Raw genomic sequence first — 23,864 nt, 5'->3', positions numbered from 1 at the left:
GTCCGAGATGACTCGCACGGGTCGACTGACGGCGGCGGTCTTGGGTGGCGTCGCACTGCTGTGCGGCGTGGTCGTCGCGGCGCCGGCTGCCTCCGCGCCGCCGCCCGGGTTCACCGTCGAGGTGCTCTCCGGCCGGCCGGACACCGTCACCGGAGGTGACGCGCTGGTGGCGGTGACCGTGCCGCGCAACGTCCCGGTCCACCACGTCGAGGTCACCGTCGACGACGTCGACGTCACCTCCGCCTTCGCGCCCACGGAGCCACGGGTGCTGGTCGGACTGGTGGACGGCCTGGACCACGGCGTCAACACCCTCCGGGTGGAGAGCAACGGCGCCGGGCGCGGCCGCCCGGTGGCGGAGCTCGAGCTGACGAACCATCCCGCGACCGGTCCGGTCTTCTCGGGCCCGCAGACCTCGCTGTACTGCAGCGCCGACGGTGCGCCGTGGAACCTGGGCGACGTGGACGACTTCTGCCACGTCGACGGCACCCAGGTGACCTACCGTTACCGAACGACCGGCGGGACGTTCGCCGACCTGCCCGACGGCGGGCTTCCGGACGACGTGGCCACCACCACGACGACGGAGGGCGAGGAAGTCCCGTACGTCGTCCGGATCGAGCGCGGCACGCTCAACCGGGCCGTCTACGAGACGGCCGTGCTGCATGTGCCGGGGAACCCGGCCCCGGACGCCTGGACGGACACCCCGGGCTGGAACGAACGTCTCGTCTACACCTTCGGCGGCGGGTGCGGCGTCGGCCACCACCAGGGCGAGGCGACCGGCGGTGTCGAGCAGGACTTGATGCTGTCCCAGGGATACGCCGTCGCCTCCTCGACGCTGAACGTGTACCAGCAGAACTGCGACGACGTGACCTCTGCGGAGACCGCCATGATGGTCAAGGAGCATCTCGTCGAGACCCTCGGCCCGGTGGACCTCACGATGGGCTGGGGCGGTTCGGCGGGAACGATGCAGCAGCTGCTGATCTCGAACGCCTACCCGGGCATCCTGGACGGCGTCATCGGCGACATCGGCTACTCCGACGAACGGTCCGTCACACCGAACGGGCACGACTGCCGCGGGTTCCTCAACTACTGGCAGAGCACAGACCTCGAGTGGTCCGACGCCGCACGGCAGGCGGTCACGGGATACGGCACCGCGGACGCGTGCTTCGGGTACAGCCTGTTCGACGGCGTCGACAACCCGCAGACCGGCTGCCACCCGTCGATCCCGGCCGAGGACCTCTGGAGCGAGGAGAACCCCGACGGGTTGCGTTGCACGGTCTCCGACCTGAATCGCAACGTCTACGGCGTCGACGAGAACGGCTACGGACGGCGGACCGCGCCCGACAACGTCGGCGTCCAGTACGGGCTCCGCGCGCTCGCGGACGGGACGATCAGTGCGGAGCAGTTCGTGGACCTGAACGCCGAGGTCGGCGGGATGGACCTGAACGGCAACCGGACGGCCACGCGCTCCGAGGCCAGCCCCGAGGCGCTGACGGCCGCGTATGCGACCGGCCGGCTCAACCAGTTCACCGGCGGACTGGTGCACACACCGGTGCTCGAGATCCGGCGCTACCGCGACGACGTCGGAGACTTCCACGACCGGTATCGCTCGTGGGTGATGCGGGAGCGGGTGCTCGCCGCGCACGGCAATGCCGACACCCACGTCTCGTGGACCTCACCGGACGACCCGGCGGTGGGCGCGCAGATGGCCGCGGACGCGCTGGCCGCGATGGACGCGTGGCTCACCGAGCGCCTGGCGCTGACCGGCGGAGGCGAGCCGAGCCGGGCGGAGACGGTGGCGGCGCGGCCCCGTGACCTCACCGACGGCTGCTACCTCGCGGACGGTTCGTTCGTCTCAGAGACGATCAGCTACTCCGACGAGGGCGTGTGCAACGAGGCGTTCCCCTACCACGCCGACCCTCGGGTGGTGGCCGGCGGGCCGCTCGCCTCGGACGTGCTCAAGTGCGCGCTGCAGCCGCTGGACCGGGACGCCTACCCGGTGGAATTCACGGACGCCCAGTGGGCTCGGCTCGAGCAGGCGTTCCCGACGGGCGTGTGCGACTGGTCCGCACCGGGTGTGGGGCAGGTGCCGCTGGCCGGGACGTGGCTCGACTTCGGCGGGTAGGCACGGCGACCGACGGGATGAAGCTGTCATGTACCGAGCTCAGCGCGGGCCGGCGCCTCACGGCGTGGCCGCCGCCCGCTCCCGGCCCAGCAACCGCTCCTTGAGCTCCGTCCCGTAGCGGAAGCCGCCGAGGGTGCCGTCGGTGCGCAGGACACGGTGGCACGGGACGAACAGGGCGGCGGCGTTCCGGGCGCACGCCCCGGCGGCGGCGCGCACGGCGGCCGGGCGCCCCGAGCGGCGCGCCAGCTCGGTGTACGTCACGCGCTCTCCCGCCGGCACGCCGCGCAGCGCCTCCCACGCCAGCTCGCGGTACGAGCCCGAGCGCTGGCGCACGGTCACACGGCCGGGGGCCGCGTGATCGCCGTCGTAGTACGCGGCGACGGCGTCGCTCGCCTCGCCCAGCCCGTCCGACCGGCTGCCGGACCGGACGTCGGCGGGCCGCAGGCCGGGGTGGATGAGCGCGACCAGCTCGCCGACCTCGGCGGTCCAGCCGGAGGCCAGCACCGCGCCGTCGGCGACGACGATGCTGAAGGGCCCGTCGGGGGTCTCCAGGGTGGTGGCGGCGGCCGTGGTGGCGGTGGCAGTAGTCATGTCTCGTCTCCCATTCGGGTGCTGCTGGGGCGGCGCGTGTGCTGTGCCGCCCAGAGGTGCATCTGCGCGTACGAGCGCCACGGCGCCCAGACCTGCGCGCGGGCGGCGAGCTCCCGCGACAGGCGGGACCGCGGGCCGTCGCCGAGCAGTCCGAGGTGCCGGGCGCCGGCGAGCAGGGCGACGTCGCCGTCGAGCCACGCGTCCGGGTCGCCGAGCACCCGCATCGCGACGTAGGCGGCGGTCCACGGTCCGATGCCCGGCCGGCTCCGGAGCTCCGCGCGCAGGGCGTCGGGGTCCTGCCCGACGTCGACGGTCAGGTCACCGTCGGCGAGCGCCCGGGCCGTGTCCAGCACGGTGGCGCGGGTGCGTGCGGGCAGCCGCAGGTACGTCGCCCCGTGCTGGGCGACCTGCTCCGCCGTCGGGAACAGGCGCGTGAGACCCGGGACGGAGGAGGCGTAAGGCGTGCCCGCCGTCGCGAGCCGGCTCAGGTGGGTGCGCGCCGCGGCAACGCTGACCTGCTGCCCCACGATCGCGCGCACGACGATCTCGGCCGGGTCCGCGGCGCCCGGAACCCGGACGCCGGGGGTGGCCGCGACCCGGGCAGCGAGGGCCGCGTCGGCAGCGAGCGCGGCGTCGACCGCAGCTGGGTCCGCGTCGAGGTCGAGCAGCCGGCGCAGACGCGCGACGGCGACGCCGACGTCACCCAGCGCGGCGAGCTCGAGGGCGAGCTCCACCCGCCACACGCCGGGCCCGTCCGCCGGTGTGCAGGTGACCTCGGCGGCAGCCGGGCCGTGCGGGAGGGCGAGGGTCCGGGCGTAGGTCAGCACCGGCCCGTCCGCGTCGGCGACCTCGACCCCGTCCACCGCGCGGGCGGCGAGGAAGCCGATGACGCCCCGTGCGTCGAACGGCGCCCGGACCGGTAGCAGCAGGGAGAGGCGGACAGCCGGGCCGCGCGCGGACCGGGTCCGGTCGGTGGCGGGCCGCCTGCTGCGGCGCCGCAGCTCGCTCGGGGTGGTTCCGAAGACCTCACCGATCGTGTCGTTGAACTGGCGAATGCTGCCGAAGCCCGCCGCGAAGGCGACGTCCGCCATGCGCAGGTCGGAACCGACGAGCAGGGCGCGGGCGGTCTGGGCACGCTGGGCGCGGGCAAGAGCGCGCGGCCCGGCGCCGAGCTCGGCGGTCAGCAGCCGCTGGAGCTGGCGAGGGCTGTAGCCGAGCCGCGCGGCCAGGCCGCCGACCCCTTCGCGGTCGACCACGCCGTCGGCCAGCAGGCGCATGGCTCGTCCGGCGAGGTCGCCGCGCAGGTTCCACTCCGGGCTGCCGGGCGCGGCCTCGGGCAGACAGCGCCGGCAGGCGCGGTAGCCGGCCTCGTGGGCGGCGGCGGAGGTGAGGTAGAAGGAGACGTTCGCCGGCTTCGGCGTCCGCGCGGGGCAGGAGGGCCGGCAGTAGATGCCGGTGCTGCGCACGGCGGTGACGAACTGGCCGTCGAAGCGGGTGTCCCGGGCTGTGATGGCGCGGTACCGCTCCGCGAAGACGGGGTCCTCGAGGCGGGCGGGGTCCGCCGTCGCGAGGCGGGCGGGGGCGCTCATGCCGTCCATCCTCACCCGGCGCCCGGCACCGTGCTAGCGGGTTTCGGACATCGCGGCGCTCAGGTGGTGTGGCGCTGCCGCAGGTCGGTCTTGCGGATCTTGCCGCTGGCGGTGCGGGGCATGTCGTCGACGAAGATCACGCGCTTGGGGATCTTGTACCGGGCCAGCCGGCCGTCCACCTGGCCAATCACGTCCTCGGCGCTCAGGGAGTATCCCTCGCGCACCGTGACGACGGCGACCGGCACCTCGCCCCACTTCTCGTCCGGCTGGCCGATGACGGCGACGCTGCCCACCGCCTCCAGCTCGGCGATGACCTGCTCCACCTCGGCGGGGTAGATGTTCTCCCCGCCGGAGATGATCATGTCCTTGAGCCGGTCCGAGACGTAGAGGAAGCCCTCCTCGTCGAGGTGGCCGAGGTCGCCGGAGCGGAACCAGCCGTCCTGCGTGCGCGCCTCCGCCGAGGCCTCGGGCTTGTGCCAGTACTCCCGGATGACGTTCGGCCCGGAGATCTGGATCTCGCCGACCTCACCCGGCCCGGCGGGGGTGCCGTCGGGGCGGCTGACGCGGACGTCGGTGAAGAACTGCGGAAGGCCGACCGAGCCCATCTTGCTGCGGGTGTGGGTGGCCATGAGTCCGGTGGCGCCGGGCGAGGTCTCGGTCATCCCATAGCCCTGGGAGAAGGACAGTCCGCGCGCCTCGTAGGCCTCCAGCACTCGCAGCGGCACCGTCGATCCGCCGCAGGTGAGGCGCTGGAGCGAGCTGATGTCGGTGCTGTCCCAGGCCGGGTGCTCGGCGAGCATCTGGTACGTGGTCGGGACGCCGCTGAGGTAGGAGATGCGGTGCCGCTCGACGAGCTCCAGGACGCGGCCGGGGTCGAACTTCGCCTCCAGCACGAGGGTGCCGCCCTTGAGGATGGTGGGCAGCACGCCCTGGCCGAGGGCGGCGACGTGGAACATCGGCGAGATCATCAACGCGACCTCGTCGGCGTGCACGTCGTAGTCGATGACGACGTTCACCGCGTTCCAAGTGAGGTTCCCGTGGGTGAGTACGGCACCCTTCGGGCGCCCGGTGGTGCCCGAGGTGTAGAGGATGATGGCCGGGTCCTCCAGCGCCACCGGCTCGTCCCGGTGCACCGGACGGCCCGCGGCCAGCACCTCCTCGTAGCTCGTCGTCCCGGCGGGGAGGTCGCCGTCCGGCGTCGCCCGCACGACGACGACGTCGGACACCTCGGTCCCGTCGGCACCACGGGTTCCGGCATCGGCGAGGTTCTCGGCCACCACGAGCGTCCGGCTGCCGGAGTCGGACAGGCCGTAGCTGATCTCCGGCACCGCCCAGCGGGTGTTGAGCGGGACGAACACCGCGCCGAGGCAGCCGCACGCGAACAGCGTCTCGAGGAAGGCGGGGTCGTTCTCGCCCAGGTAGGCGACGCGGTCGCCACGACGCACGCCGCGTTCCGCGAGCGCGTCGGCGAGCCGATCCACCCGGTCGGCGAGCTCGGCGTAGCTCAGCCGCCTCTCTGCGCTGACCAGCACGGTCCGGTCGGCGGACTTCATACGCCGACGGTGCGGCCAGGACCCGATTCCCTGGTTGTGCATCCACGTCCTCCACGTCGAGGTCGTCGCGACGGCGACGCCGGATGCATGGTGACGACGATTCGTTATAGATGTCAACGGTTGCCATCGTCAGCGACCGCGGCAGCGGGATCCGAAAGCCTTCCGCACCTCCCCGGCCTGCGTCACCATGGTGGCGCGGGGGGCCACGGAGAGGTGGAGCGGCCATGACGATCATCCGGACGGCGGACCCCGAGGACGCGAGCGACGAGGTCGCCGCGATCTACGCGGAGGACCTCGAGAACCTGGGCTACGTGCCGATCCACACCCGCGTGATGGCGGTGAACCCGGAGGCACTGCGGGCGTTCGAGGCGATCGTCGGGGCGATCCTGCCCAGCCTGGGGCTGCGCCTGTACGAGCTGGTCACGCTCGCAGTGGCCAAGGCGGTCGGGTCCGGGTCGTGCCTGCTCGCACACGGTCGCCGGGCTCGCTCGCTGTTCGGAGACGACCAGCTCGCCCGGATCGTGCAGGACTACCACGAGGCCGGGTTGAGCGATGCGGAGGTCGCCGCCATGGACCTGGCCGTGCAGGTCAGCCGCGACTCCGCGTCGATCACCGATTCGGACAGCGCACGGCTGCGCGATGCCGGCCTGACGGACCGGCAGATCGTCGACGTCGTCCTCGCCGCGTCGTTGCGGAACTACTACGCGAGGACGTTGCACGGCCTCGCGGTGCCGGTCGACGAGCCCCCGGACCTGCCGGCGGAGCTGCGGGACGCGCTGCTGGCGGCGCCGCTGCCCGGTCACGGGCGCCACGTGGCGGAAGCACCGCGGACCTAGGTACACGCACCGCGGTACCGTCACCGCGTGCGCGCCGTCGGAGTACGAGAGTTCGGTGGGCCCGAGGCGCTCGAGGTGCTGGAGCTCCCCGAGCCGCACGCCGGGCCCGGGCAGGTGCGGCTGCACGTTGCCGCCGCGACCGTCAACCCGTCGGACGTGGCCACACGTGCCGGTCTGCGGCCGGGGGTCGACGCCGCTCCGGTGATCCCCGGGTGGGACGCCGCCGGCGTGCTGGACGAGGTGGCGGCGGACGTGACGCGGGGCGTTGCGGATCTGACGGTCGGCGACGCCGTCATCGCCGTCGTCCCGCCCTTCCGCCCGGAGGGCGGAGCGTACGTGGAGAAGCTCGTCGTCGACGCCGACCAGGTGGCGCCGGCACCCGCCGGGACAGACCTGGTGCACGCCGCGACGGTGCCGATGAACGGCCTGACCGCGCTGCGCGCGCTCGACCTCCTCGACCTGCCGGACGGCGGCGTGCTGGCGGTCAGCGGCGCGGCCGGGGCGCTCGGCGGCTACCTGCTGCAGCTCGCCGCCCTCCGCGGGCTGCGGACGATCGCGATCGCCCGGGAGCACGACCGGGAGCTGCTCAGCAGCCTGGCTCCGCACGACTTCGTCCCGGCCGGTCCGGACGTCGCGGCTCGGGTGCGGGCGGTGGTGCCGGAGGGCGTGGACGGTGCCGTCGACGCCGCGCTGCTCCATGCGGAGCTGGTCCCGGCCGTGCGCGACGGCGGCGGCTTCGTCTCGGTGCGCGGCTGGCACGAGGACGTCGGGCGGGGCGTCACGGTCCATCCGGTGATGGTCGGCGACTACGTGCACCGCGCCGACCTGCTGCGGGAGCTGACCGGGCTGGTCGAGGACGGCCGCCTCACGCCGCGGGTCGCACGCACCTTCCCGGCCGCGCAGGCCGCCGAGGCGCACCGACTGCTGGAGGCCGGCGGCCTGCGCGGGCGGCCGGTGCTGACGTTCTAGCGTCCGGCCGCCTAACGTCCACGTGGGCGGGCACGCAGATGGGCGCGCTCGCCCTGCCGGCCGAACAGGCTGAGGAGCTCGACGGGTTCGCCGTCGGCGGGACCGAACCAGTGCGGCACCCGGGTGTCGAACTCGGCCGCCTCGCCGGGCTCGAGCACCAGATCCCGGTCGGCCAGCACGAGCCGGAGACGGCCGTCGAGCACGTAGAACCACTCGTAACCCTCGTGGGCCTGCGGCTCCGCGGGCCCCGGACGCGGCGGGATGATCAGCTTGTAGGCCTGGATGCCCTCGGACCGGCGCGAGAGCGGGACGTGGACCACCCCGTGCCGGGTCACCGGGCGCAGGTCCACTCGCGGGTCGCCGACGGGTGGTGCGTCGACCAGGTCGTCGAGGGAGACGCGATGCGCGCGGGCGATCGGCAGGAGCAGCTCCAGGCTCGGGCGCCGGGCACCTGACTCCAGCCGGGAGAGCGTGCTGACGGAGATTCCCGTCTCCTGTGACAGGGCCGCCAGGGTCGTGCCGCGATCCTGCCGCAGGGCGCGCAGCCGCGGGCCGACGGCGGAGAGTGCCTGTTCCAGGTCCGACATGCGACCAGTTTGCCACTTCCGCAACACTACTTGCGATGACGCCCTGTTGAGAAGCATTCTCCTCTCGGAGGTGCGAGACACATGACGAACGACGCGCTGCAGGACAGGTATGACGTGGTGGTGGTCGGTGGTGGTGCCGCCGGCCTGAACGGGGCGCTGATGCTGGCGCGGAGCCGCCGGGCCGTGGTGGTGATCGACGCGGGAGAGCCGCGCAATGCCTCGGCCGCGGCAGTGCACGGCATGCTCGGCCACGACGGCGTCCCGCCGGCCGAGCTGCTCGCCACCGGTCGGGCCGAGGTGCGCCGCTACGGCGGACACGTGCTCACCGGCACCGTTACGGCCGTGACCCGCGAGGTCGACGGCTTCGCGGTCACCGTCGCCGGCCTGCGGACCGTCCACGCCCGGCGGCTGCTCGTCACGACCGGGCTGGTCGACGACCTGCCGGCCATCGACGGGCTGCGGGAGCGGTGGGGTCGCGACGTCGTGCACTGCCCGTACTGCCACGGCTGGGAGGTGCGCGACCGCCCGATCGGAGTGCTCGCCACCGGGCCGATGTCGCTGCACGCCGCACAGCTCTTCCGCCAGTTGAGCGACGACGTCGTGTACTTCCGCCACCTGTCTCCGCAGCTGGAGGACCACCAGGCCGAGGAGCTGGCGGCTCGTGGGATCCGGGTCGTCGACGGGGCGGTCGAGTCGCTCGAGGTCACCGGGGACCGCATCACGGGGGTACGGCTCGCCGACGGGACAGTGGTCCCGCGTGAGGTCGTCGCGGTCGGGACCGGGATGGTGGCGCGCGCCGAGTTCCTGGACCAGCTCGGGCTCGCGCCGGTGCCCCACCCGTCCGGCGTCGGGGTGCACGTCCCGGCCGACCCCACGGGCCGCACGGAGGTGCCCGGGGTGTGGGTGGCCGGCAACGTCACGGACCTCTCCGCGCAGGTCGGCGCGTCCGCCGCGGCCGGTGCGATGGCCGGCGCCGTCATCAACGCGGACCTGGTGGCCGAGGAGACCGCGGCGGCGGTCCGGGCGACGACGGCGCCTGGCGGCGCAGTGGCGGCCACGGTCTCGCTATGACGGCCCGGCCCCGTTCCACGGGTCGATGACGAGCTTGACCGGCCCGCGGCCGGGCTCGGACGCCACCTCGACGGCCTCCGGGAGGTCGTCGAGCCCGCGCAGGTCGCCCAGGCAGTGCTCGACGTCGATCTCGCCGTCGTGGATGTGCCGCACCGCGTCACGGAACGCGACGAGGCCGGGCTCGGACTGGGTGCTGCCGGCCCACTGGATCCGCGCGACCTTGCGGAACGCCGCGTACATCGGGAAGGGTGCGTCACCGCGTCGTTCGGGAAACCCGAAGAGGCCGATCGTGCCACGCGTCGCCACCGCGGCGACCGCCTGGGCGCGGGTGAGGTCGTAGCCGGCCGCTTCGATGACGAGGTCCGCGCCCTCACCACGGGTGACGTCCATGACGGCGTCCGTCAGCGACCCGGACGGTGCGTGCACCGTGGTCGCCGCACCGAGCCGCTCCGCCACCTCGAGGCGGCGTGGGTCGAGGTCGGAGACGAGGATGTGCTCGAAGCCGGCGCGGCGGGCCAGCTGGACGAAGAACAGGCCGGCTGAGCCCGCACCGGCGATCGCCACCGTGCCCGGCTCACGCAGCGTTCCGCCGTCGGGCCAGAAGCTGCGCATCGCGTACAGCGTCGTGCCGTACTGCTGCGCCATGAGCAGCCGCTCCTCCGCGTCCCCGGCGGGCACCGGGACCACCTGGGTGTCGGCGACCAGCTGGTACTGGGCGAAGCAGCGGCCCTCGGCAGGTCGGGGCACGGTGAGCACCAGCTCGCCCTCCCGCACGGAGGACGAGCGGGACTCCACCACAGTGCCGAGGCCCTCGTGGCCGGGATAGCCCGGCATGCCGAGGCAGCCGTCCTCGTGGAACCCGTGCAGGATCACGTGCACGTCCGAGCCGCAGATGGACGTGCGGTGCATCCGCACCACGACCTCACCCGGTGCGGTGGCGGCGGGCTCGGGGGCGTCGTCGACCTCGACGACGCCGGGCGCCCTCAGCGAAGCAGCACGCATGAGGCACGACCCTATCCAGTGGTCCGGACCCGAGCGGACGTCAGGACCTTCCCAGGAAACCTCCAGCCTGCGGCGTGACACTGGAGGCATGAACGCCAGCACGCGCGCCACTGCCACCGCGGCGGAGGGCCGCCTGCTCGTGGTGGACGACGAACCGTCCATCCGCGAGCTGCTCTCCGCATCCCTGAAGTTCGCCGGGTTCGAGGTGGTCACGGCCGAGGACGGCAACGCCGCGCTCCGGGCCGCGGCCGAGACGCCGCCGGACCTGGTGGTCCTGGACATCATGCTGCCGGACATGGACGGCTTCACGGTGCTGCGGCGGCTGCGCGCACACCAGGCGGACGTCCCCGTGCTCTTCCTCACCGCCCGCGACGACATGAACGACAAGGTCCAGGGCCTCACGGTGGGCGGCGACGACTACGTCACCAAACCGTTCAGCCTCGAGGAGGTCGTCGCCCGGATCCGCGCCGTGCTGCGCCGCAGCAGGCCCCCCGCCGAGGACGACGGCACGCTCACCTACGCCGACCTCGAGCTCGACGAGGACGCCCACGAGGTCCGCCGCGCGGGGCAGCCCGTGGACCTCTCCCCCACCGAGTTCAAGCTCCTGCGCTACCTCATGATCAACGCCGAGCGGGTCGTCTCGAAGGCGCAGATCCTCGACCACGTGTGGGACTACGACTTCACCGGCGAGCCGGCGATCGTGGAGTCCTACATCTCCTACCTCCGCCGCAAGATCGACTCGGCCGAGCACCTCGGCCTGACCGGTGCCGCGGCCGAGGAGCTGGTGCCGCTGGTGCACACCCGCCGCGGCGTGGGTTACGTCCTGCGGCGGCCGCCCGGACGATGACCAGCCCGACGGCGGAGCGGCGGCCCGGCCCGCTCGCGCGCCTGCACGCGCGCTGGCGCACCGTCCCGCTGAGCGTCCGGCTCGTCGCGATCATCACGGTGCTGCTGCTGGTGGGCGTCGCTGCCGCCGGGACCGCCACGACGACCCTGCTCCGGGCCAACCTGGTGCGTCAGGTCGACGACCAGCTCGCCGCCTCCGCCCAGGAGCTCGGCCAGCGCACCGTGGACCAGCTGACCGACAGCCGACCGGGCGCGAGCGTGCTGCCGTCGCAGTACTACGTCCGGGTGCAGGTCGAAGGCGTGGCGGCGCACGAGATCGTCAGCGACGTGACCGCCGCCCGGGCCGGTCGGCCGGTCGTCGGGGACGTCGACGTCGACCAGCTCGCCTCGACCGGCCCGATCGGGCCGGAGACCGTGCCCGGTGACGGCCCCACCGCCTGGCGCGCGGTCACCCTCCCTCTCAACGAGGTCCGCGGCGGTCCCGTGGTGGGCGGCGTGACGGTGGCGCTGCCCCTCAGCGGGGTCGAGCAGACCATGAAGGCGACCACGCGGCTGGTGCTGCTGTCCGCCGTGGTGATCGTCGGCGTCGGGGCGCTGCTGGCCTGGGGCGCGGTGCGCCGCTCGCTGCGGCCGCTGCGCGAGATCGAGGCGACGGCGGGCGCGATCGCGGCGGGCGACCTCTCCCGGCGCGTGCCCGCGCTCCCGCCGTCGACCGAGGTGGGCTCCCTGGCAGGGTCCCTCAACACGATGCTGTCCCAGATCGAACGGTCCTTCGACGCGCGTGCCGCCTCCGAGGAACGGATGCGCCGGTTCGTCTCGGACGCCTCGCACGAGCTGCGCACGCCGCTGTCGACCATCCGCGGGTACGGCGAGCTGTACCGGATGGGCGGCGTGCCGCCCGACGACGTCCCCCGCGCCCTGGGTCGCGTCGAGGCGGAGGCCACCCGGATGGGGAACCTCGTGGAGGACCTGCTGCAGCTCGCCCGGCTGGACGAGGGCAGACCCCTGAACCTCACCGACGTCGACCTGCGCACCGTCGCCGAGGACGCGGCGTCCGACACCCGCGCGCAGGCGCCCGATCGCGCCGTCTCCGTGGTCACCCTCGACGGCGCCGGGCCCGACAGCGGGACGCCGGTCGTCGTGCGGGCCGACGCTGACCGCGTCCGGCAGATCGTGGCGAACCTCGCCGGGAACGTGCTGCGGCACACCCCGGCGGGCAGCCCGCTGGAGCTCGCCGTCGGGATGATCGACCCGGGGTGGGCGCAGCTGGAGGTACGCGACCACGGCCCCGGGATCCCGGAGGGGGACGCTGCCCGGGTGTTCGAGCGGTTCTACCGGTCCGACCCCTCCCGCGCCCGCGTCTCGGGCGGCTCGGGCCTCGGCCTGGCCATCGTGGCCAGCGTCGTCGGCGCGCACGGCGGCGCCGTGCGCGTCACGCAGACACCGGGTGGCGGAGCGACCGTCCAGGTGGCACTGCCCGTCTCCGGCCCGCTCACCGCTCCCGGTTCGCCGGCAGGACCTTCCCCGGGTTGAGGTTGCGGCCCGGGTCAACGCCGTGCAGCAGGGAGACCATGATGTCGGTGCCGGCGGAAGAGATGTCCTGCTCGAGCCAGTGCGCGTGGTCCGTGCCCACGCCGTGGTGGTGGGAGATCGTCCCGTCCATGTCCACGAACGTCTGCTGGATCGCCCGCTTGACCACCCAGTAGCGCTCGATCTGCTGCTCGGGGTCCTGCACACCCGGGGCGAAGGCGAACGTGAAGTACAGGCACGCGCCGGAGTGGTAGCTGTGCGAGAGGTGGCACATGATGAAGCCGCGCACCCCGATCCCGTCGAACGCCTCGTGGGCCGCCCGGACGGTGCCGTTGTAGATGTCCAGCAGCTTCGACCACGGCGTCGCCGTCTCGGAGACGTCCGCCAGCCCGCCGATGTCCAGCAGGAAGTCGCGGATGTAGGGGGTGTCGAACTTCTTCTGGTCGTACAGCGCGCCGGGCCCCCGGCCGAGCTTGATGCCGCCGTGCTTGCGCACGATCTTCCCGACGATCGCCTTCTCGGCCTTGACCTTCCCGGCACCGCCCTCGTAGCCCACGTAGGACAGGCAGACGGCGTCCAGGTCCCAGCCGCGCCGCTCGAGCACGTCGAACAGGACGGTCTGGACCTTCCGCGAGACGCCCTGGGACTCCTTCTGCGTGGAGAAGGAGAACGCCGTCTCGTTCGCGTCCGAGACGCGCGTGACCGTCGGGGCTGCGTCCGAGGTGGAGATCTCCTGCATGGCGGCCAGGGCGGCCGCCCAGGAGGGGTACAGGTAGGCGATGATGTCGCGGTTCTCCGGGACCCGGTGCACCTGCACCCAGGCTTCCGTGATGACCCCGAGGCGTCCTTCGGAGCCGAGGATCATCTCCCGGACGCTGGGCCCCGAGGAGGTGGACGGCAGCGGCCGCAGCACGACGACCTTGCCCGGCTGGACCATGCGCAGGCCGCGGGTGATGTCGGCGATGTCGCCGTACTTGTCCGACTGCATGCCGGAGGAACGCGTGGCGATCCAGCCGCCGAGGGTGGAGTGGCGGAAGCTGTCCGGCTGGTGCCCCATCGTCCAGCCACGGGCCTGCAGCTGCTCCTCCATGTCAGGCCCCTGGACACCCGCCTGGATCCGGGCCAGCCCGGCCGCCTCGTCGATCTCCAGGACGCGGTTCAGCCGGCCGAGGTCCAGGGAGACGACGACGCGCTCCTCCTCGGGGGGCGGGGTGAGCGACCCGGCGATGTTCGAGCCCCCGCCGAACGGGATGAGCACGGCGTCCGCGGCCACGACCGCGTCGAGGACCGCCCGGACCTCGTCCTCGTCGCCGGGGTAGACGACGACGTCGGGCACGCGGGGAAGCATGCCGGCGCGCACGCGGACCAGGTCCACCAGGCCCTTGCCGTAGGTGTGTACGACGCGCTCGAGGTCGTCGGTGGACACGTGGTCCTCCCCGACGGCGGAGCCGAGGGTGGCGGCGAGGTCCTCACCCAGCCGCGACGCGGGGACGTCGACGTCCTCGAACCGCGGCGGCGGGCTGCCGGGCGCGTCGAGGTCGATGCCGACGCGCTCGAGGACGAACGGCGCCATCTTGGGCTTGTCGCGGTGGTTGAACGCGACCCCCTCGACGCCCCAGCCCCACCACTTCTGGTGCGGGACACCCGTCACTGTGCAGCCCCTTCTCCTGAGTCCTGCGGTGCGTCGCTCGGGCACACCTCGTGCTGGTCGGGCCCCGCCCTCCGTGCGCGAGGACTCCGGCTCACGAGGCCTCCTCGCGGGCCTGGCGGGTCTCGGTGGGCGGCGCCGCGGAGTCGGCGACGACGTACGGCGTCTGCATGTCGAGCATCGTGCGCACGCGGGCGGCGACGCGGTCGTTGAACTCGCGGGACTTCTCCCCTGGCCGGGGACGCATCGGACGCCCGACGAGCATCCGTACCCGCGGGCGCCCCTCCACCGGCCAGTTCCGGCCGGGCGGCATGGCCTCGTAGGCGCCGAGCAGCGCGATCGGCACGCACGGCACGTTCTTGGAGACGCAGATGGCGGCGGCCCCCGGCTTGAAGGCGCGCATGACGCCGTCGCGCGAGCGGGTGCCCTCCGGGAAGATGAGCACCGGCACGTCCTCGGAGACCAGACGTTGCGTGAGTCCCTTCCGGCCGCGGCGGCGGGAGGTGCCGGCAGTCCGGTGGATCGGGTAGGTGTTGAAGAAGACCGAGGTGGCCAGCTTCGTCCACCACTTCGCGTAGAAGTAGTCCGCCGCGGCGCCGACCGCGAGGTTGCGGGTGATCTCGCGCGGCAGCGAGGAGATCATCACGGCGGTGTCGAGGTGGCTGGAGTGGTTCGCGACGACGACGAACGGTCGGGTGAGGCCCTCGAGGTTGTCCAGGCCCTCGACGGTGGTGCGGGTGACCGTGTTGACGACCGGCCGGAGCAGGAGACGCTGCGCGACGTAGCGCACCGCCCGGTGCCAGCCGGCGTGATAGCGGCCGGTGCCCGAGGCGTTCATGAGCGTCCCCCCTTGATCATCGCGGTGGCTCGCCGGACGAGCGGCCGCGGGGCGTGCTGGGCCAGGAAGGCGAGCGTGGCGAACCGTTTCGACGGCACTGAACGCACCCTCCCGTTCTCGACGTCCGCGAGGCATTCCTCGACGACCCGGTCCGCGTCGAGCCACAGGGCGTCGGGGATCGAACCGGTGCGGATCCCGGCCCGGTCGTGGAACTCCGTCCGTACCCACCCGGGGAGCAGGGTCGTCACCTGCACCCCCGTCCCTGCCAGCTCCAGGGCCAGCGAGTCCGAGTACGTCCGTACCCACGCCTTGATGGCGGAGTATGCCCCCATCGGTATCAGGCTGGCCACCGATGCGACATTGATCACCACCCCGTGGCCGCGGTCCTTCATGGCCCGGCCGGCGGCCCCGCCGAGCACCAGGACGGCCCGGATCATCAGGTCGTTCGCGTGCTCGAGCTCGCCGGTGTCCTCCGCCAGGAGGGGCACATGGACGCCCTTGCCGGCGTTGTTGACGAGGATCTCGACCGGCGTGTCGGGGTCGATGAGACGCTCGGCAACGGCGGAGACGTCCTCACGGCGGGAGAGATCGGCGACCAGGGTCTCCACCGCGACGCCGTACCGCCAGCGCAGCTGGTCGGACGTCTTGCGCAGCCGCGCCTCGTCCCGAGCCACCAGTACGAGGTCGCAGCCGCGGGAGGCGAGCGCGCGGGCGAACGCGAGCCCGATGCCGGAGGTACCACCGGTGACGAGCGCCCTGCCGCGCAGGAGGCTCACCGCGGTCTCCGCACCCGCTGCTCGTGCCCTCACGTCGCTCCCCTGATGCTGCGCAGCACCGGGCTCAGCCGGCCCTCGGCGGTCTGGGTCCAGGTGTGGACGGGCCACCTCCGCGCTCGGGCGTACCGGTAGAGGCTGGCGTCGGGGTTGACGGCGTTGGGGTGTCCGACGACCTCCAGCCACGGCCGGTCCGCGTAGCTGTCGCCGTAAGCATAGGACGCGGACAGGTCCATCCCGCGCTCCCGCGCGTAGCGGCGCAGCCAGGCGGCACGAGCCTCGCCGACCAGCGGGGAGGTCTCGAGGTGCCCGGTCCACCGACCGTCGTCGTCGGTCTCCATCTTCCCGGCGACGATCTCGTCGAACATCGGGGCGAGCGGCTCGACGAAGACGTCGATCTCTCCGGTCACCAGCACGGTGCGGTGCCCGGCCTCGCGGTGCGCGCGGATCTGCTCGACGGCCTCGGTGAGCAGGTCGCGCCGCAGCGACGGGGTGACCTTGCGGGCGATGACGCCGCGCAGCTCCTCCTCGTCGACGCCGGCGTAGCGCCGCATGAAGGTCCGGATGAAGTCGGCGCGGTCGCGGCGCTCGGCCTGGAGGTAGCGCGGCGCCAGGGCCACGAGGTTCGCGAAGGAGACGGGCCACCGCGACGGCGGGCGGGCGGCCAGCTCGACCCACAGGTACTGCTCGACGAGCGTGGCTGCGGCGACGGTGCGCTGGAGGTCGAAGACTGCGAGGACGTCGTCGCGGCGCGGCAGCGCGGACCGCGACGTCGGGGTCGGCTCGCCTGTGGACGAACGGTCCTTCATCAGCCCCGGCACGCCAGGGATGTGGACCGACTGGAGGTAGTGCCGCCAGTCGATCTCCGTGACGTCGAACCCGTGCTCCGCCTTCCGCTCCTCGGGGAGCGCCTGGTGCAGGGCCCTGGTCCGGGCGTCGTCGAAGATCACCTCGGTCTGCGTGTACGGCTGGTACAGCGAGGTGAACTTCCGCAGGGTCTTCAGGTCCCTGCGCGCCTTGTACAGGGTGGAGAGCCAGCCCCGGGTGCGGTCGTTCGCGGGGAGCCGGTTCACCGCCTTGTCCGCGAGCTCGACGGCGATCTCCCGGCGCCGCAGCGCCCGCTCGACGGCCCCGGGGTGCGGGAAGGACCACGCCGGAACAGCGACATGGGAGCCGTCGGCGTCCTTGAGCGGGTTCGCAGAGAAGTACTCGCGGACGGTCTGCACGAGCGGGCCGAGCCGCAGCGGGTTCGAGATGCCCGAGCTGACCTGGTAGTACGACGACCCACCGGGCTCGGGAGGTGCGGCCGCGGCGGCGAGGATGGCGCCGACGACGAAGTCGACGGGGATCACGTCCAGCACCGTGTCGGCCAGGGCGGGGAACTCGGGCAGGAGGCCGCGGCCATAGGCGGCGATGAGCGGGTCGGCGACCTTGAAGCCGTCGATCCAGCCGGGGTAGGGGTGGCGCAGCGCCGACTCGATGATCGTCGGGCGCACGACCGAGAGCCGGTGCCCGTTCCCGGCCCACAGGTCCTCGGCGACCCGCTCCCCCATCGCCTTGGTGAAGGTGTAGACGTCCGGCCAGCCGAGGGACAGCGCACGCGTGCGGCCCTGCTCGACGAGGGTGTTCTTCACCCACTCGACGCGCAGCGCCTCCGCGGCCTGCGCGACGGCCTGCGGCCCGGCGCGCCGGTGCTCGGCCCGGGCCCGGGCGAGCAGGGGCTGAAGCACCTCGGTCGTGCGGGAGTCCTTCTCCGCCACCTGACGGGCGGCGGTCGCGGACGCGAGCTCGACGTCGCGGTCGATGGTGTGGTCCAGCGAACGCTCCTCGGCCACCCCCTTGCGCAGGCCGGCGACGTACGCGGTCGACACGTGCACGACGTGGGGGTCGGCACCGGCCGCAAGGAGCGCCTCGTACAGGGAGGCGGGCCCGGCGACGTTGGCGGCGAACGCCTCGTCGATCGGCAGGTCGAAGGAGACGGTGGACGCCGAGTGGATCACGACGTCGACGTCCCGCGGCAGCGGCGGGAGCGCGCCCAGGTCGCCGGACAGGACGCTCACGCGCTCCTGGACGGCCTGCGCGGCGGCCTCTTCGCCGAGCCGCTCCCGCCAGGGCCCGAAGACCGGCTTGCGCAGGAGCTTCTCGACGCGCTGCTCGGCGCCGATCTCGCCGCGCGGGCGCACGAGCACGCTGATCCGCGTGTCGGGATAGGAGGAGAGGAGCCTCTCGAGGACGGCCTGGCCCACGAAGCCGGTCGCGCCCGTGAGCAGCACGTGCGCCTTCTCCAAGGATGTGGACATCCCGCGCATGCTACAGGCCTCGGGCGCCACCTCCCGCCCTCGGCGGGGCCTGCCGGGGGTTGTGACTGGACTCATGCTCGTCGGGGCGCGCGGGGGTCGCGGGCTGTTCTACGATCGGTCGACCGAACGAGAGAGCACCCACCCGAGGATCTGAGTCACCATGGGCGTCACCGACGTACCCCAATGGTTGCCCGCAGCGTTCGTCCGCAGCGCTCTCGCCGTCGGGGCCACCGCGAGCCGCGACGAGATCGAAGGCACCTGCCACCGGCTCCTGGAACGCTGGCAGGAGCCCGACCGGCACTTCCACAACTGCAAGCACCTCATCGACATGCTCGCCCGCGTCGACGAGCTCGCCGAGGAGACGCACAACCCCGACATGGTGCGACTGGCGGCCTGGTACCACGGCGCCGTGTTCAGCTCCGTCGCGACGAAGACGTACGCCCGCAGCGGGGGCGAGGACGAGGTGGCGTCCGCGGCGCTGGCCCGCGAGGAGCTCGGGGCGCTCGGCGTCCCGGAGCCGGCGCTGGACCGGATCGCTGAGCTGATCCTGGGGCTCAAGCGGCACGAGATCAAGAGCAAGGACATCGACTGCCTGGCCCTGTCCGACGCGGACCTAGGCATCCTGGCCGCCGATCCGCAGAAGTACCAGGCGTACCGCAAGGCGGTGCGGGCCGAGTACACCCACATCCCCCTTCGGCACTACGTCGAGGCGCGCTCCGCCATCGTCTCCAAGCTGCTCGCGCGGCGGAACATCTTCGTCTCGCCGATGGGTCAGCAGTGGGAGGACGCCGCGCGAGAGAACCTCACCGCGGAGCTCGGCCGGCTCCGTAAGGAGCTCGAGAGCCTCGGCGAGGCCGGGCCCGAGGGCACCGTGGCGGCGGCCGAGGCCGCGCACGACGTGGTCGCAGACGCGCCGGCGCCGGATGACCCGAGCCCGCACGTCTTCGAGGCGGCCGTCGGCCGTCCGGCGGTTCCCGCCGGGGCGCCGTGGCCTGGGCCGGAGGACCCCCGGACGCGAACCGCACCGGCAGAGCCGCGGCCGACCGGCGCCGGCACCGACGCCGAAGCGGACGGCACCGCCTTCGCCGGCCCGCCGGCTGACGAGGACCGCGTCCTGCAGTCCTCGCTCGAGTCCCTGCCCGCCGACCTGAGCCCCCGTGGACGGGGTGAGTCGCACGAGGAGGATCGGGCCGCCGTGGCGCGGACCTCTCGCGACCTCGTCGAGCAGGCCGTCCGCCGCGCCGGCCGCGACCGCGCGGAGCGCCCGCGGCGGCGTGACGTCACTCGGGCCCTGCACGAGCACGAGCCCCGCGCGGTCAGCCGCGCGTCCACCCTGACCCCGCCGAGCCCGGCGAGCGCGCCGACCCCGGACTCCGTCACCCGGCCGGACGGACCACGCGGGCCGGAGCGCTCGGACCTCGACGAGCCCCCGACGGGTGAGCAGCCCGCCGCCCCGCAGCACGGGATCGAGCGAGAGCCGGACCTGCTGGACCGTCCGCGCAAGAAGAAGCGGAAGGACGGCCGCCGCGACCGTTAGTCCGGCGCCAGGCCTCTAGGCCCTGGGCCTGTCCACAACGGGCACTCTTCTGACGCCTCCTCCACAGGGCGGCGAGCGGCCGGAGCGCTGGGCCTGGCGCCCTTCCTAGCGTGACTCCGACCGCACCACCGGGGTGCGGATGGGAGGAGCTCACGATGGCACAGTTCACGGTCGACAGCGGCGACATCGTCATCGCCGCGCAGCAGACCCGCGCGACCACGGCCAACGTCCGCACCGAGGTGAGCAACATGATGGCGCACCTGGTCACCCTGCAGCAGTCGTGGACGGGGACCGCGTCCCAGGCCTTCGGCGCCTGCGCGGACCAGTGGCGCGCCACGCAGACCACGGTCGAGGCCGCGCTGGAGCAGATCACCCTGGCCCTGGACACCGCGGCACGGACCTATGAGGACGCCGAGTCCAACGCCCAGAGCCTGTTCGCGGTCTGAGTCGCGGCCCGTCGGGCGCCCCGCCGCCGTAGCATCACGGGATGGCCATCCTGCTCGACCCACCGCGGTGGGAGGCCCACGGGACGGTCTGGGCCCACCTGGTCTCGGACGTGTCGCTGGAGGAGCTGCACGACTTCGCCCGTACGAACGGGGTGCCGGACCGGTCCTTCGACCTCGACCACTACGACGTGCCGGCCGAGCGCGTCGAGGCGCTGCTGGCCGCAGGCGCCACGCCGGTGAGCGGGAAGGAGCTGCTGGTCCGCCTGCGCCGGTCCGGACTGCGGGTGCGGGGCGCCGACCGCCGTCGGGAGCGGGGCCGCCGGCTGCGCCGCCGCCTCGCCGGGCGCTGGGCGGATCTCGGGCGGGTCGTGGTCGACGACGGTCTCGAGGCCCCGTGGCGCGACCTGGGCGGGGAGCTCCTCGACCGGTGGAGCGAGCCCCACCGCCGGTACCACGACCTCATCCATCTCGAGGAGGTCCTCACCCGGCTGGACGACCTCGGCGACGACGGCGAGCCGGTCACCCCGTCGGTGCGTCTTGCGGCGTGGTTCCACGACGCCGTGTACGACGGCGGGCCGGACGACGAGGACCGGTCGGCGGACCTGGCGGCGAAGCGGTTGGCATCCGTCGGCGTCGAGGAACGCACCGCCGCCGAGGTGTCCCGTCTGGTCCGGCTCACCGCCGGGCACGACCCGCAGCGGGACGACGTCGCCGGAGCCGTGCTGTGCGATGCGGACCTCGGCATCCTCGGCGCCTCCCCGCACCGCTACGGCAGGTACGCGCGAGCGGTGCGCGCCGAGTACGGCCATGTTCCCGAGGCCGACTTCCGCAGCGGGCGCGCCACGGTGCTCCGGGGCCTGCTCGGGCACACGGAGCTGTTCCGCACGGCGTCCGGCAGGTCCCGGTGGGAAGCCCCCGCCCGGGCCAACATGGCGGCGGAGCTGGCCGACCTCGAGGCGGGGACGACGCCGCGAGGAAGCTGACCTGACGGCCGACCGTCAGCCGAGGGCCGCGATCACCAGCGAGGCGAGGCCGGCGGTGAGGTCGAGCCCCATGCACCACACCGCGAGCACGCGGTGGACCACGACGTCCTTGCGGTAGTGGACGTAGTCCCACCCGGCGTGGGCCGCCAGCGCCAGGCCTGCGAGCGCAAGACCGATCCTGGGCTCCAGGTACAGCGCGAGGACCGCGACGCCGAAGTACCCCAGCATCGCAGCGACCTGGGCAGCAGTCGCGCGCGGTCGTCGCAGGAGGCCCACCAGGGCGATCAGCGCACCGGCGACGGCGAACCACGGCCACCAGCTGACGTCGAGCACCGTGGTGACGGTCATGATCAGCGAGGCGATGACCACCCAGGCCCACGCCATCCACCGCATCCCCGTGGCGCCCGCGGCTAGGTAGGCGAGCACCGCGACACCGACCGGCACCGCGGGCGAGTCGGCCGAGACGCCCCCGAGCATCAGCACCCCACCGCTCACGACCCCGATGCCGATCGGCACCACGAACCTGCGTCCTGGCCACGGGGCGGGAAGGTCCGCCCGTGCGTCCGTCCGCACCGCCGTCCGGTCGTCCATGCCACCCTCCCTCATATACCCCTTGGGGGTATTGAATACCCCCAAGGGGTATATGACAAGAGTGCGCGGGACATTCCCGACTGCCAGGTCGTTCAGGCTCCCGGCCGGACCAGGCCGGTCTCGTAGGCCAGCACGATCAACGCCGCCCGGTCCCGGGCGTCGAGCTTGGCGAGCAGGCGGGAGACGTACGTGCGGGCCGTCGCCGGGCTGAGATAGAGCTCGCGGGCGATCTCGTCGTTCGTCAGCCCTCTGCCGACCTGCTCGAGGACCTCCCGTTCGCGGTCCGTCAGGCCCTCGAGCCGGCGCGCATCCTGCCGCGGCGGCCCGGCGACCAGTGCCCGCATGACCCGTGCGGTGACCTGCGGGCTCAGCAGCGACTCCCCGGCGGCCACCACACGGATGGCGTGGCGCAGCTCGTCCGGGGAGATGTCCTTGAGCAGATAGCCGGCAGCGCCTGACCTGATCGCCTCGAAGACGTGCTCGTCCTCGTCGAACGTGGTCAGTACGAGAACCCGCACGCCCGTGAGCGCCGGATCGGCGACGATCGCGCGCGTCGCCTCCAGGCCGTCCATCTCCGGCATCCGGATGTCCATGAGCACCACGTCCGGGCGAAGCTCGCGGACCCGGGACAAGCCCGAGCGCCCGGTCCCAGCCTCCGCCACCACGGAGATGTCGCCGTCGCGCTCCGCCAGGGTGCGCAGGCCGGTGCGGACCAGCTCCTGGTCGTCGACGAGCACGATGCGGATCATGGGAGCAGTCTCGCGGGTAGCGCGGCGGTGACCACGAAGCCACCGCCCGGCCGGTCGCCCGCCTCGAGCCGTCCGCCGAGCAGAGCGGCCCGTTCCCGCATGCCGGCGATGCCCTGTCCGTCGGCGGCGCCGAGGTCCTGACCGCGCGAGCCGGTGCCGTCGTCCTCGACCCGCAGATGCACCGTCTCGCCCTCGAGCACCGCCCGGACCGACGCACGGCCGGCGCCGGCATGCCGGAGCACGTTGGTCAGCGACTCCTGCACGATCCGGTACGCCGCCGCGTCGACGGCCGCGTCGATGCTCCCGTCCGGGACGTCGATCTCGACGTCGACCTCCAGGCCGGCCGCCTCGGCCGGGTACAGCAGCGGCTCGAGGTCCCGAAGTCCCAAGGTGCCGCGCGGCGCGTCCTCGGTGCCGGGCGTGCGCAGCACCTTCACGGTCGCCCGCAGGTCACGCATCGTCGCCGACGTCGCCTCGCGGACGCGGTCCAGCGCCTCCCGGGCGGCGTCGTCGTCCCGGCCGACCGCCTCGGACGCCACGCCGGAGTGGACCGCGATCACGGACATGGTGTGCCCGACGACGTCGTGCAGGTCCCGCGCGATCCGCACACGCTCGGCCTGGAGCCGCTGGTCGGCCGCGCGCTCCTGCTCGGCCGCGGTCAACGCCGCGATGCGCTCGGCGTGCTCGCGGGCCTCACGCGTGAGCCGCACCGCGACGCCGAGCGCCACCGCCGCGGCCACGAGCGCCACGTTGGTCAGCAGCTCGTAGCCGTACAGGTAGGAGGTGGGCTGGCCCTCGACCACCCGGAAGTACGCGGAGACCCCGATCAGCACGACGCCGGCCCCGGCGGCCCAACGGGTCCTGCCCAGCTCGGCGGCCGAGTACAGGGCCGCGACCGCGGGCAGCGCGATCCCGATCACCGGGAGACCGAGCGCGTAGTGCGCGAAGACACCGAGCACGGTGAGCACCAGCATCGTGCGCGGGGCGACCCGCCGCAGCAGCACGAGTGCACCGAAGCCGGCGGCGAAGGCGTACGCGAGCGGTCCCGACCGGCCCGAGCTCTCGAAGTCGGCCGCGACGAGCACCGCGACGGCAACGGCCATCGCGAGCGCGAGCACGCCGTCGACCAGGCGTGGGTCGACGTCGTCGCGATGCGCGGTGGGCTGCCGTCCGGTGGGCACGGGGACAGCCTAGGAATCGGGGCGACCCCGAGACACCGTCCGCAGGCGTCAGGGTGATGTCGCCCGGAAGCGACACCCGATGTCGAGCCCGCGCGGCGGCAGGAGACGCCTGCGGGCCGATG

General features: G+C 73.3%; 21 protein-coding genes. 9 read left to right on the top strand and 12 right to left on the bottom strand.

Annotation, left to right across the window (positions count from 1 at the left end; genetic code table 11):
• Positions 1 to 7: 7 nt before the first annotated feature.
• Positions 8 to 2,122 carry a DUF6351 family protein gene (locus ACFQQL_RS05335; RefSeq protein WP_382391995.1) on the top strand — a complete coding sequence of 705 codons (2,115 nt, stop codon included), beginning with the start codon at positions 8 to 10 and terminating at the stop codon, positions 2,120 to 2,122.
• Positions 2,123 to 2,179: 57 nt separating this feature from the next.
• Here the strand turns inward: ACFQQL_RS05335 and ACFQQL_RS05330 are convergent, their stop codons facing one another.
• Genes ACFQQL_RS05330 through ACFQQL_RS05320 form a run of 3 tightly spaced genes read right to left on the bottom strand, consistent with a single transcriptional unit; the run spans position 2,180 to position 5,897 of the window.
• Complete coding sequence (locus tag ACFQQL_RS05330; RefSeq protein WP_382391993.1) at positions 2,180 to 2,713, bottom strand: methylated-DNA--[protein]-cysteine S-methyltransferase; 534 nt, start codon at positions 2,711 to 2,713, stop codon at positions 2,180 to 2,182.
• Positions 2,710 to 4,302: an AlkA N-terminal domain-containing protein gene (locus tag ACFQQL_RS05325; protein ID WP_382391991.1), complete on the bottom strand. Its 1,593-nt coding sequence runs from the start codon at positions 4,300 to 4,302 to the stop codon at positions 2,710 to 2,712. Before ACFQQL_RS05325 ends, ACFQQL_RS05330 begins: the two co-directional genes overlap by 4 nt.
• Before the next feature lie 59 nt (positions 4,303 to 4,361).
• Positions 4,362 to 5,897 carry an acyl-CoA synthetase gene (locus ACFQQL_RS05320; RefSeq protein ID WP_382391989.1) on the bottom strand — a complete coding sequence of 512 codons (1,536 nt, stop codon included), beginning with the start codon at positions 5,895 to 5,897 and terminating at the stop codon, positions 4,362 to 4,364.
• A gap of 182 nt (positions 5,898 to 6,079) precedes the next feature.
• On the opposite strand from ACFQQL_RS05320, the gene ACFQQL_RS05315 reads away from it, so the two are divergent.
• Both ACFQQL_RS05315 and ACFQQL_RS05310 read left to right on the top strand, forming a co-directional pair.
• Positions 6,080 to 6,691: a carboxymuconolactone decarboxylase family protein gene (locus ACFQQL_RS05315; RefSeq protein WP_382391987.1), complete on the top strand. Its 612-nt coding sequence runs from the start codon at positions 6,080 to 6,082 to the stop codon at positions 6,689 to 6,691.
• Between the two features lie 27 nt (positions 6,692 to 6,718).
• Positions 6,719 to 7,660, top strand: a complete 942-nt coding sequence (locus tag ACFQQL_RS05310) for an NADP-dependent oxidoreductase (protein ID WP_382391985.1) — start codon at positions 6,719 to 6,721, stop codon at positions 7,658 to 7,660.
• 11 nt (positions 7,661 to 7,671) lie between these two features.
• On the opposite strand, the gene ACFQQL_RS05305 is transcribed toward ACFQQL_RS05310, so the two are convergent.
• Positions 7,672 to 8,247, bottom strand: a complete 576-nt coding sequence (locus tag ACFQQL_RS05305) for a helix-turn-helix domain-containing protein (protein ID WP_382391983.1) — start codon at positions 8,245 to 8,247, stop codon at positions 7,672 to 7,674.
• Between the two features lie 81 nt (positions 8,248 to 8,328).
• Between ACFQQL_RS05305 and ACFQQL_RS05300 the strand changes: the two genes are divergently transcribed.
• Positions 8,329 to 9,318, top strand: coding sequence for an NAD(P)/FAD-dependent oxidoreductase (locus tag ACFQQL_RS05300; RefSeq protein WP_382391981.1), 990 nt, complete (start codon positions 8,329 to 8,331; stop codon positions 9,316 to 9,318).
• Here ACFQQL_RS05300 and ACFQQL_RS05295 read toward each other — a convergent pair.
• The gene (locus tag ACFQQL_RS05295; RefSeq protein ID WP_382391979.1) at positions 9,313 to 10,320 is read right to left on the bottom strand and encodes a zinc-binding dehydrogenase; all 1,008 of its coding nucleotides are present in this window, start codon (positions 10,318 to 10,320) and stop codon (positions 9,313 to 9,315) included. The two genes, ACFQQL_RS05300 and ACFQQL_RS05295, sit on opposite strands and share 6 nt — an antisense overlap.
• Before the next feature lie 88 nt (positions 10,321 to 10,408).
• Here ACFQQL_RS05295 and ACFQQL_RS05290 point away from each other — a divergent pair, with 88 nt between their 5' ends.
• A complete protein-coding gene (locus ACFQQL_RS05290) occupies positions 10,409 to 11,167 on the top strand; it encodes a response regulator transcription factor (protein ID WP_382391977.1) in 759 nt (252 codons plus the stop codon).
• Positions 11,164 to 12,699, top strand: a complete 1,536-nt coding sequence (locus ACFQQL_RS05285) for a sensor histidine kinase (protein ID WP_382391975.1) — start codon at positions 11,164 to 11,166, stop codon at positions 12,697 to 12,699. Before ACFQQL_RS05290 ends, ACFQQL_RS05285 begins: the two co-directional genes overlap by 4 nt.
• On the opposite strand, the gene ACFQQL_RS05280 is transcribed toward ACFQQL_RS05285, so the two are convergent.
• The 4 genes from ACFQQL_RS05280 to ACFQQL_RS05265 all read right to left on the bottom strand — a co-directional run bounded on the left by ACFQQL_RS05280 (position 12,659) and on the right by ACFQQL_RS05265 (position 18,255).
• Positions 12,659 to 14,347, bottom strand: coding sequence for an FAD-binding oxidoreductase (locus ACFQQL_RS05280; RefSeq protein WP_382391973.1), 1,689 nt, complete (start codon positions 14,345 to 14,347; stop codon positions 12,659 to 12,661). The genes ACFQQL_RS05285 and ACFQQL_RS05280 overlap by 41 nt on opposite strands.
• Positions 14,348 to 14,438: 91 nt before the next feature.
• Complete coding sequence (locus ACFQQL_RS05275) at positions 14,439 to 15,182, bottom strand: lysophospholipid acyltransferase family protein (protein ID WP_382391971.1); 744 nt, start codon at positions 15,180 to 15,182, stop codon at positions 14,439 to 14,441.
• Positions 15,179 to 15,991 (bottom strand): SDR family NAD(P)-dependent oxidoreductase, encoded by an 813-nt coding sequence (locus ACFQQL_RS05270; protein WP_382391969.1) that lies wholly within the window; start codon positions 15,989 to 15,991, stop codon positions 15,179 to 15,181. The genes ACFQQL_RS05275 and ACFQQL_RS05270 overlap by 4 nt, the downstream gene beginning before the upstream one ends.
• Positions 15,988 to 18,255: an HAD-IB family hydrolase gene (locus ACFQQL_RS05265; protein WP_382391967.1), complete on the bottom strand. Its 2,268-nt coding sequence runs from the start codon at positions 18,253 to 18,255 to the stop codon at positions 15,988 to 15,990. Before ACFQQL_RS05265 ends, ACFQQL_RS05270 begins: the two co-directional genes overlap by 4 nt.
• Before the next feature lie 160 nt (positions 18,256 to 18,415).
• Between ACFQQL_RS05265 and ACFQQL_RS05260 the strand changes: the two genes are divergently transcribed.
• From ACFQQL_RS05260 to ACFQQL_RS05250, 3 genes are all read left to right on the top strand, one after another.
• Entirely contained in the window at positions 18,416 to 19,792 is a 1,377-nt protein-coding gene (locus ACFQQL_RS05260) for an HD domain-containing protein (RefSeq protein WP_382391965.1), read from the top strand.
• Positions 19,793 to 19,947: 155 nt separating this feature from the next.
• The gene (locus ACFQQL_RS05255; protein WP_382391963.1) at positions 19,948 to 20,238 is read left to right on the top strand and encodes a WXG100 family type VII secretion target; all 291 of its coding nucleotides are present in this window, start codon (positions 19,948 to 19,950) and stop codon (positions 20,236 to 20,238) included.
• Between the two features lie 41 nt (positions 20,239 to 20,279).
• A complete protein-coding gene (locus tag ACFQQL_RS05250) occupies positions 20,280 to 21,221 on the top strand; it encodes a DUF4031 domain-containing protein (RefSeq protein ID WP_382391961.1) in 942 nt (313 codons plus the stop codon).
• A 15-nt stretch (positions 21,222 to 21,236) separates the two neighbouring features.
• On the opposite strand, the gene ACFQQL_RS05245 is transcribed toward ACFQQL_RS05250, so the two are convergent.
• The 3 genes from ACFQQL_RS05245 to ACFQQL_RS05235 all read right to left on the bottom strand — a co-directional run bounded on the left by ACFQQL_RS05245 (position 21,237) and on the right by ACFQQL_RS05235 (position 23,742).
• The gene (locus ACFQQL_RS05245; RefSeq protein ID WP_382391959.1) at positions 21,237 to 21,812 is read right to left on the bottom strand and encodes a hypothetical protein; all 576 of its coding nucleotides are present in this window, start codon (positions 21,810 to 21,812) and stop codon (positions 21,237 to 21,239) included.
• A 92-nt stretch (positions 21,813 to 21,904) separates the two neighbouring features.
• Positions 21,905 to 22,561 (bottom strand): response regulator, encoded by a 657-nt coding sequence (locus ACFQQL_RS05240; RefSeq protein ID WP_382391957.1) that lies wholly within the window; start codon positions 22,559 to 22,561, stop codon positions 21,905 to 21,907.
• A complete protein-coding gene (locus ACFQQL_RS05235) occupies positions 22,558 to 23,742 on the bottom strand; it encodes a sensor histidine kinase (RefSeq protein WP_382391955.1) in 1,185 nt (394 codons plus the stop codon). The genes ACFQQL_RS05240 and ACFQQL_RS05235 overlap by 4 nt, the downstream gene beginning before the upstream one ends.
• Positions 23,743 to 23,864: the final 122 nt, after the last annotated feature.

Source organism: Georgenia alba (assembly GCF_042665525.1).
GTDB classification, from domain to species: Bacteria; Actinomycetota; Actinomycetes; order Actinomycetales; family Actinomycetaceae; genus Allobogoriella; species Allobogoriella alba.
Note: the sequence above shows the minus strand (reverse complement) of the source record. Positions and strands in the feature narration are given on the sequence as shown.

What these genes read in the sequence shown, in the direction of transcription:
- ACFQQL_RS05300 (WP_382391981.1), top strand. Translation starts at nt 8,329, where the DNA reads ATGACGAACGACGCGCTGCAGGACAGGTATGACGTGGTGGTGGTCGGT.
- ACFQQL_RS05295 (WP_382391979.1), bottom strand. Translation starts at nt 10,320, where the DNA reads ATGCGTGCTGCTTCGCTGAGGGCGCCCGGCGTCGTCGAGGTCGACGAC.
- ACFQQL_RS05305 (WP_382391983.1), bottom strand. Translation starts at nt 8,247, where the DNA reads ATGTCGGACCTGGAACAGGCACTCTCCGCCGTCGGCCCGCGGCTGCGC.
- ACFQQL_RS05240 (WP_382391957.1), bottom strand. Translation starts at nt 22,561, where the DNA reads ATGATCCGCATCGTGCTCGTCGACGACCAGGAGCTGGTCCGCACCGGC.
- ACFQQL_RS05265 (WP_382391967.1), bottom strand. Translation starts at nt 18,255, where the DNA reads ATGTCCACATCCTTGGAGAAGGCGCACGTGCTGCTCACGGGCGCGACC.
- ACFQQL_RS05320 (WP_382391989.1), bottom strand. Translation starts at nt 5,897, where the DNA reads ATGCACAACCAGGGAATCGGGTCCTGGCCGCACCGTCGGCGTATGAAG.
- ACFQQL_RS05315 (WP_382391987.1), top strand. Translation starts at nt 6,080, where the DNA reads ATGACGATCATCCGGACGGCGGACCCCGAGGACGCGAGCGACGAGGTC.
- ACFQQL_RS05285 (WP_382391975.1), top strand. Translation starts at nt 11,164, where the DNA reads ATGACCAGCCCGACGGCGGAGCGGCGGCCCGGCCCGCTCGCGCGCCTG.
- ACFQQL_RS05260 (WP_382391965.1), top strand. Translation starts at nt 18,416, where the DNA reads ATGGGCGTCACCGACGTACCCCAATGGTTGCCCGCAGCGTTCGTCCGC.
- ACFQQL_RS05255 (WP_382391963.1), top strand. Translation starts at nt 19,948, where the DNA reads ATGGCACAGTTCACGGTCGACAGCGGCGACATCGTCATCGCCGCGCAG.
- ACFQQL_RS05325 (WP_382391991.1), bottom strand. Translation starts at nt 4,302, where the DNA reads ATGAGCGCCCCCGCCCGCCTCGCGACGGCGGACCCCGCCCGCCTCGAG.
- ACFQQL_RS05335 (WP_382391995.1), top strand. Translation starts at nt 8, where the DNA reads ATGACTCGCACGGGTCGACTGACGGCGGCGGTCTTGGGTGGCGTCGCA.
- ACFQQL_RS05275 (WP_382391971.1), bottom strand. Translation starts at nt 15,182, where the DNA reads ATGAACGCCTCGGGCACCGGCCGCTATCACGCCGGCTGGCACCGGGCG.
- ACFQQL_RS05250 (WP_382391961.1), top strand. Translation starts at nt 20,280, where the DNA reads ATGGCCATCCTGCTCGACCCACCGCGGTGGGAGGCCCACGGGACGGTC.
- ACFQQL_RS05330 (WP_382391993.1), bottom strand. Translation starts at nt 2,713, where the DNA reads ATGACTACTGCCACCGCCACCACGGCCGCCGCCACCACCCTGGAGACC.
- ACFQQL_RS05290 (WP_382391977.1), top strand. Translation starts at nt 10,409, where the DNA reads ATGAACGCCAGCACGCGCGCCACTGCCACCGCGGCGGAGGGCCGCCTG.
- ACFQQL_RS05245 (WP_382391959.1), bottom strand. Translation starts at nt 21,812, where the DNA reads ATGGACGACCGGACGGCGGTGCGGACGGACGCACGGGCGGACCTTCCC.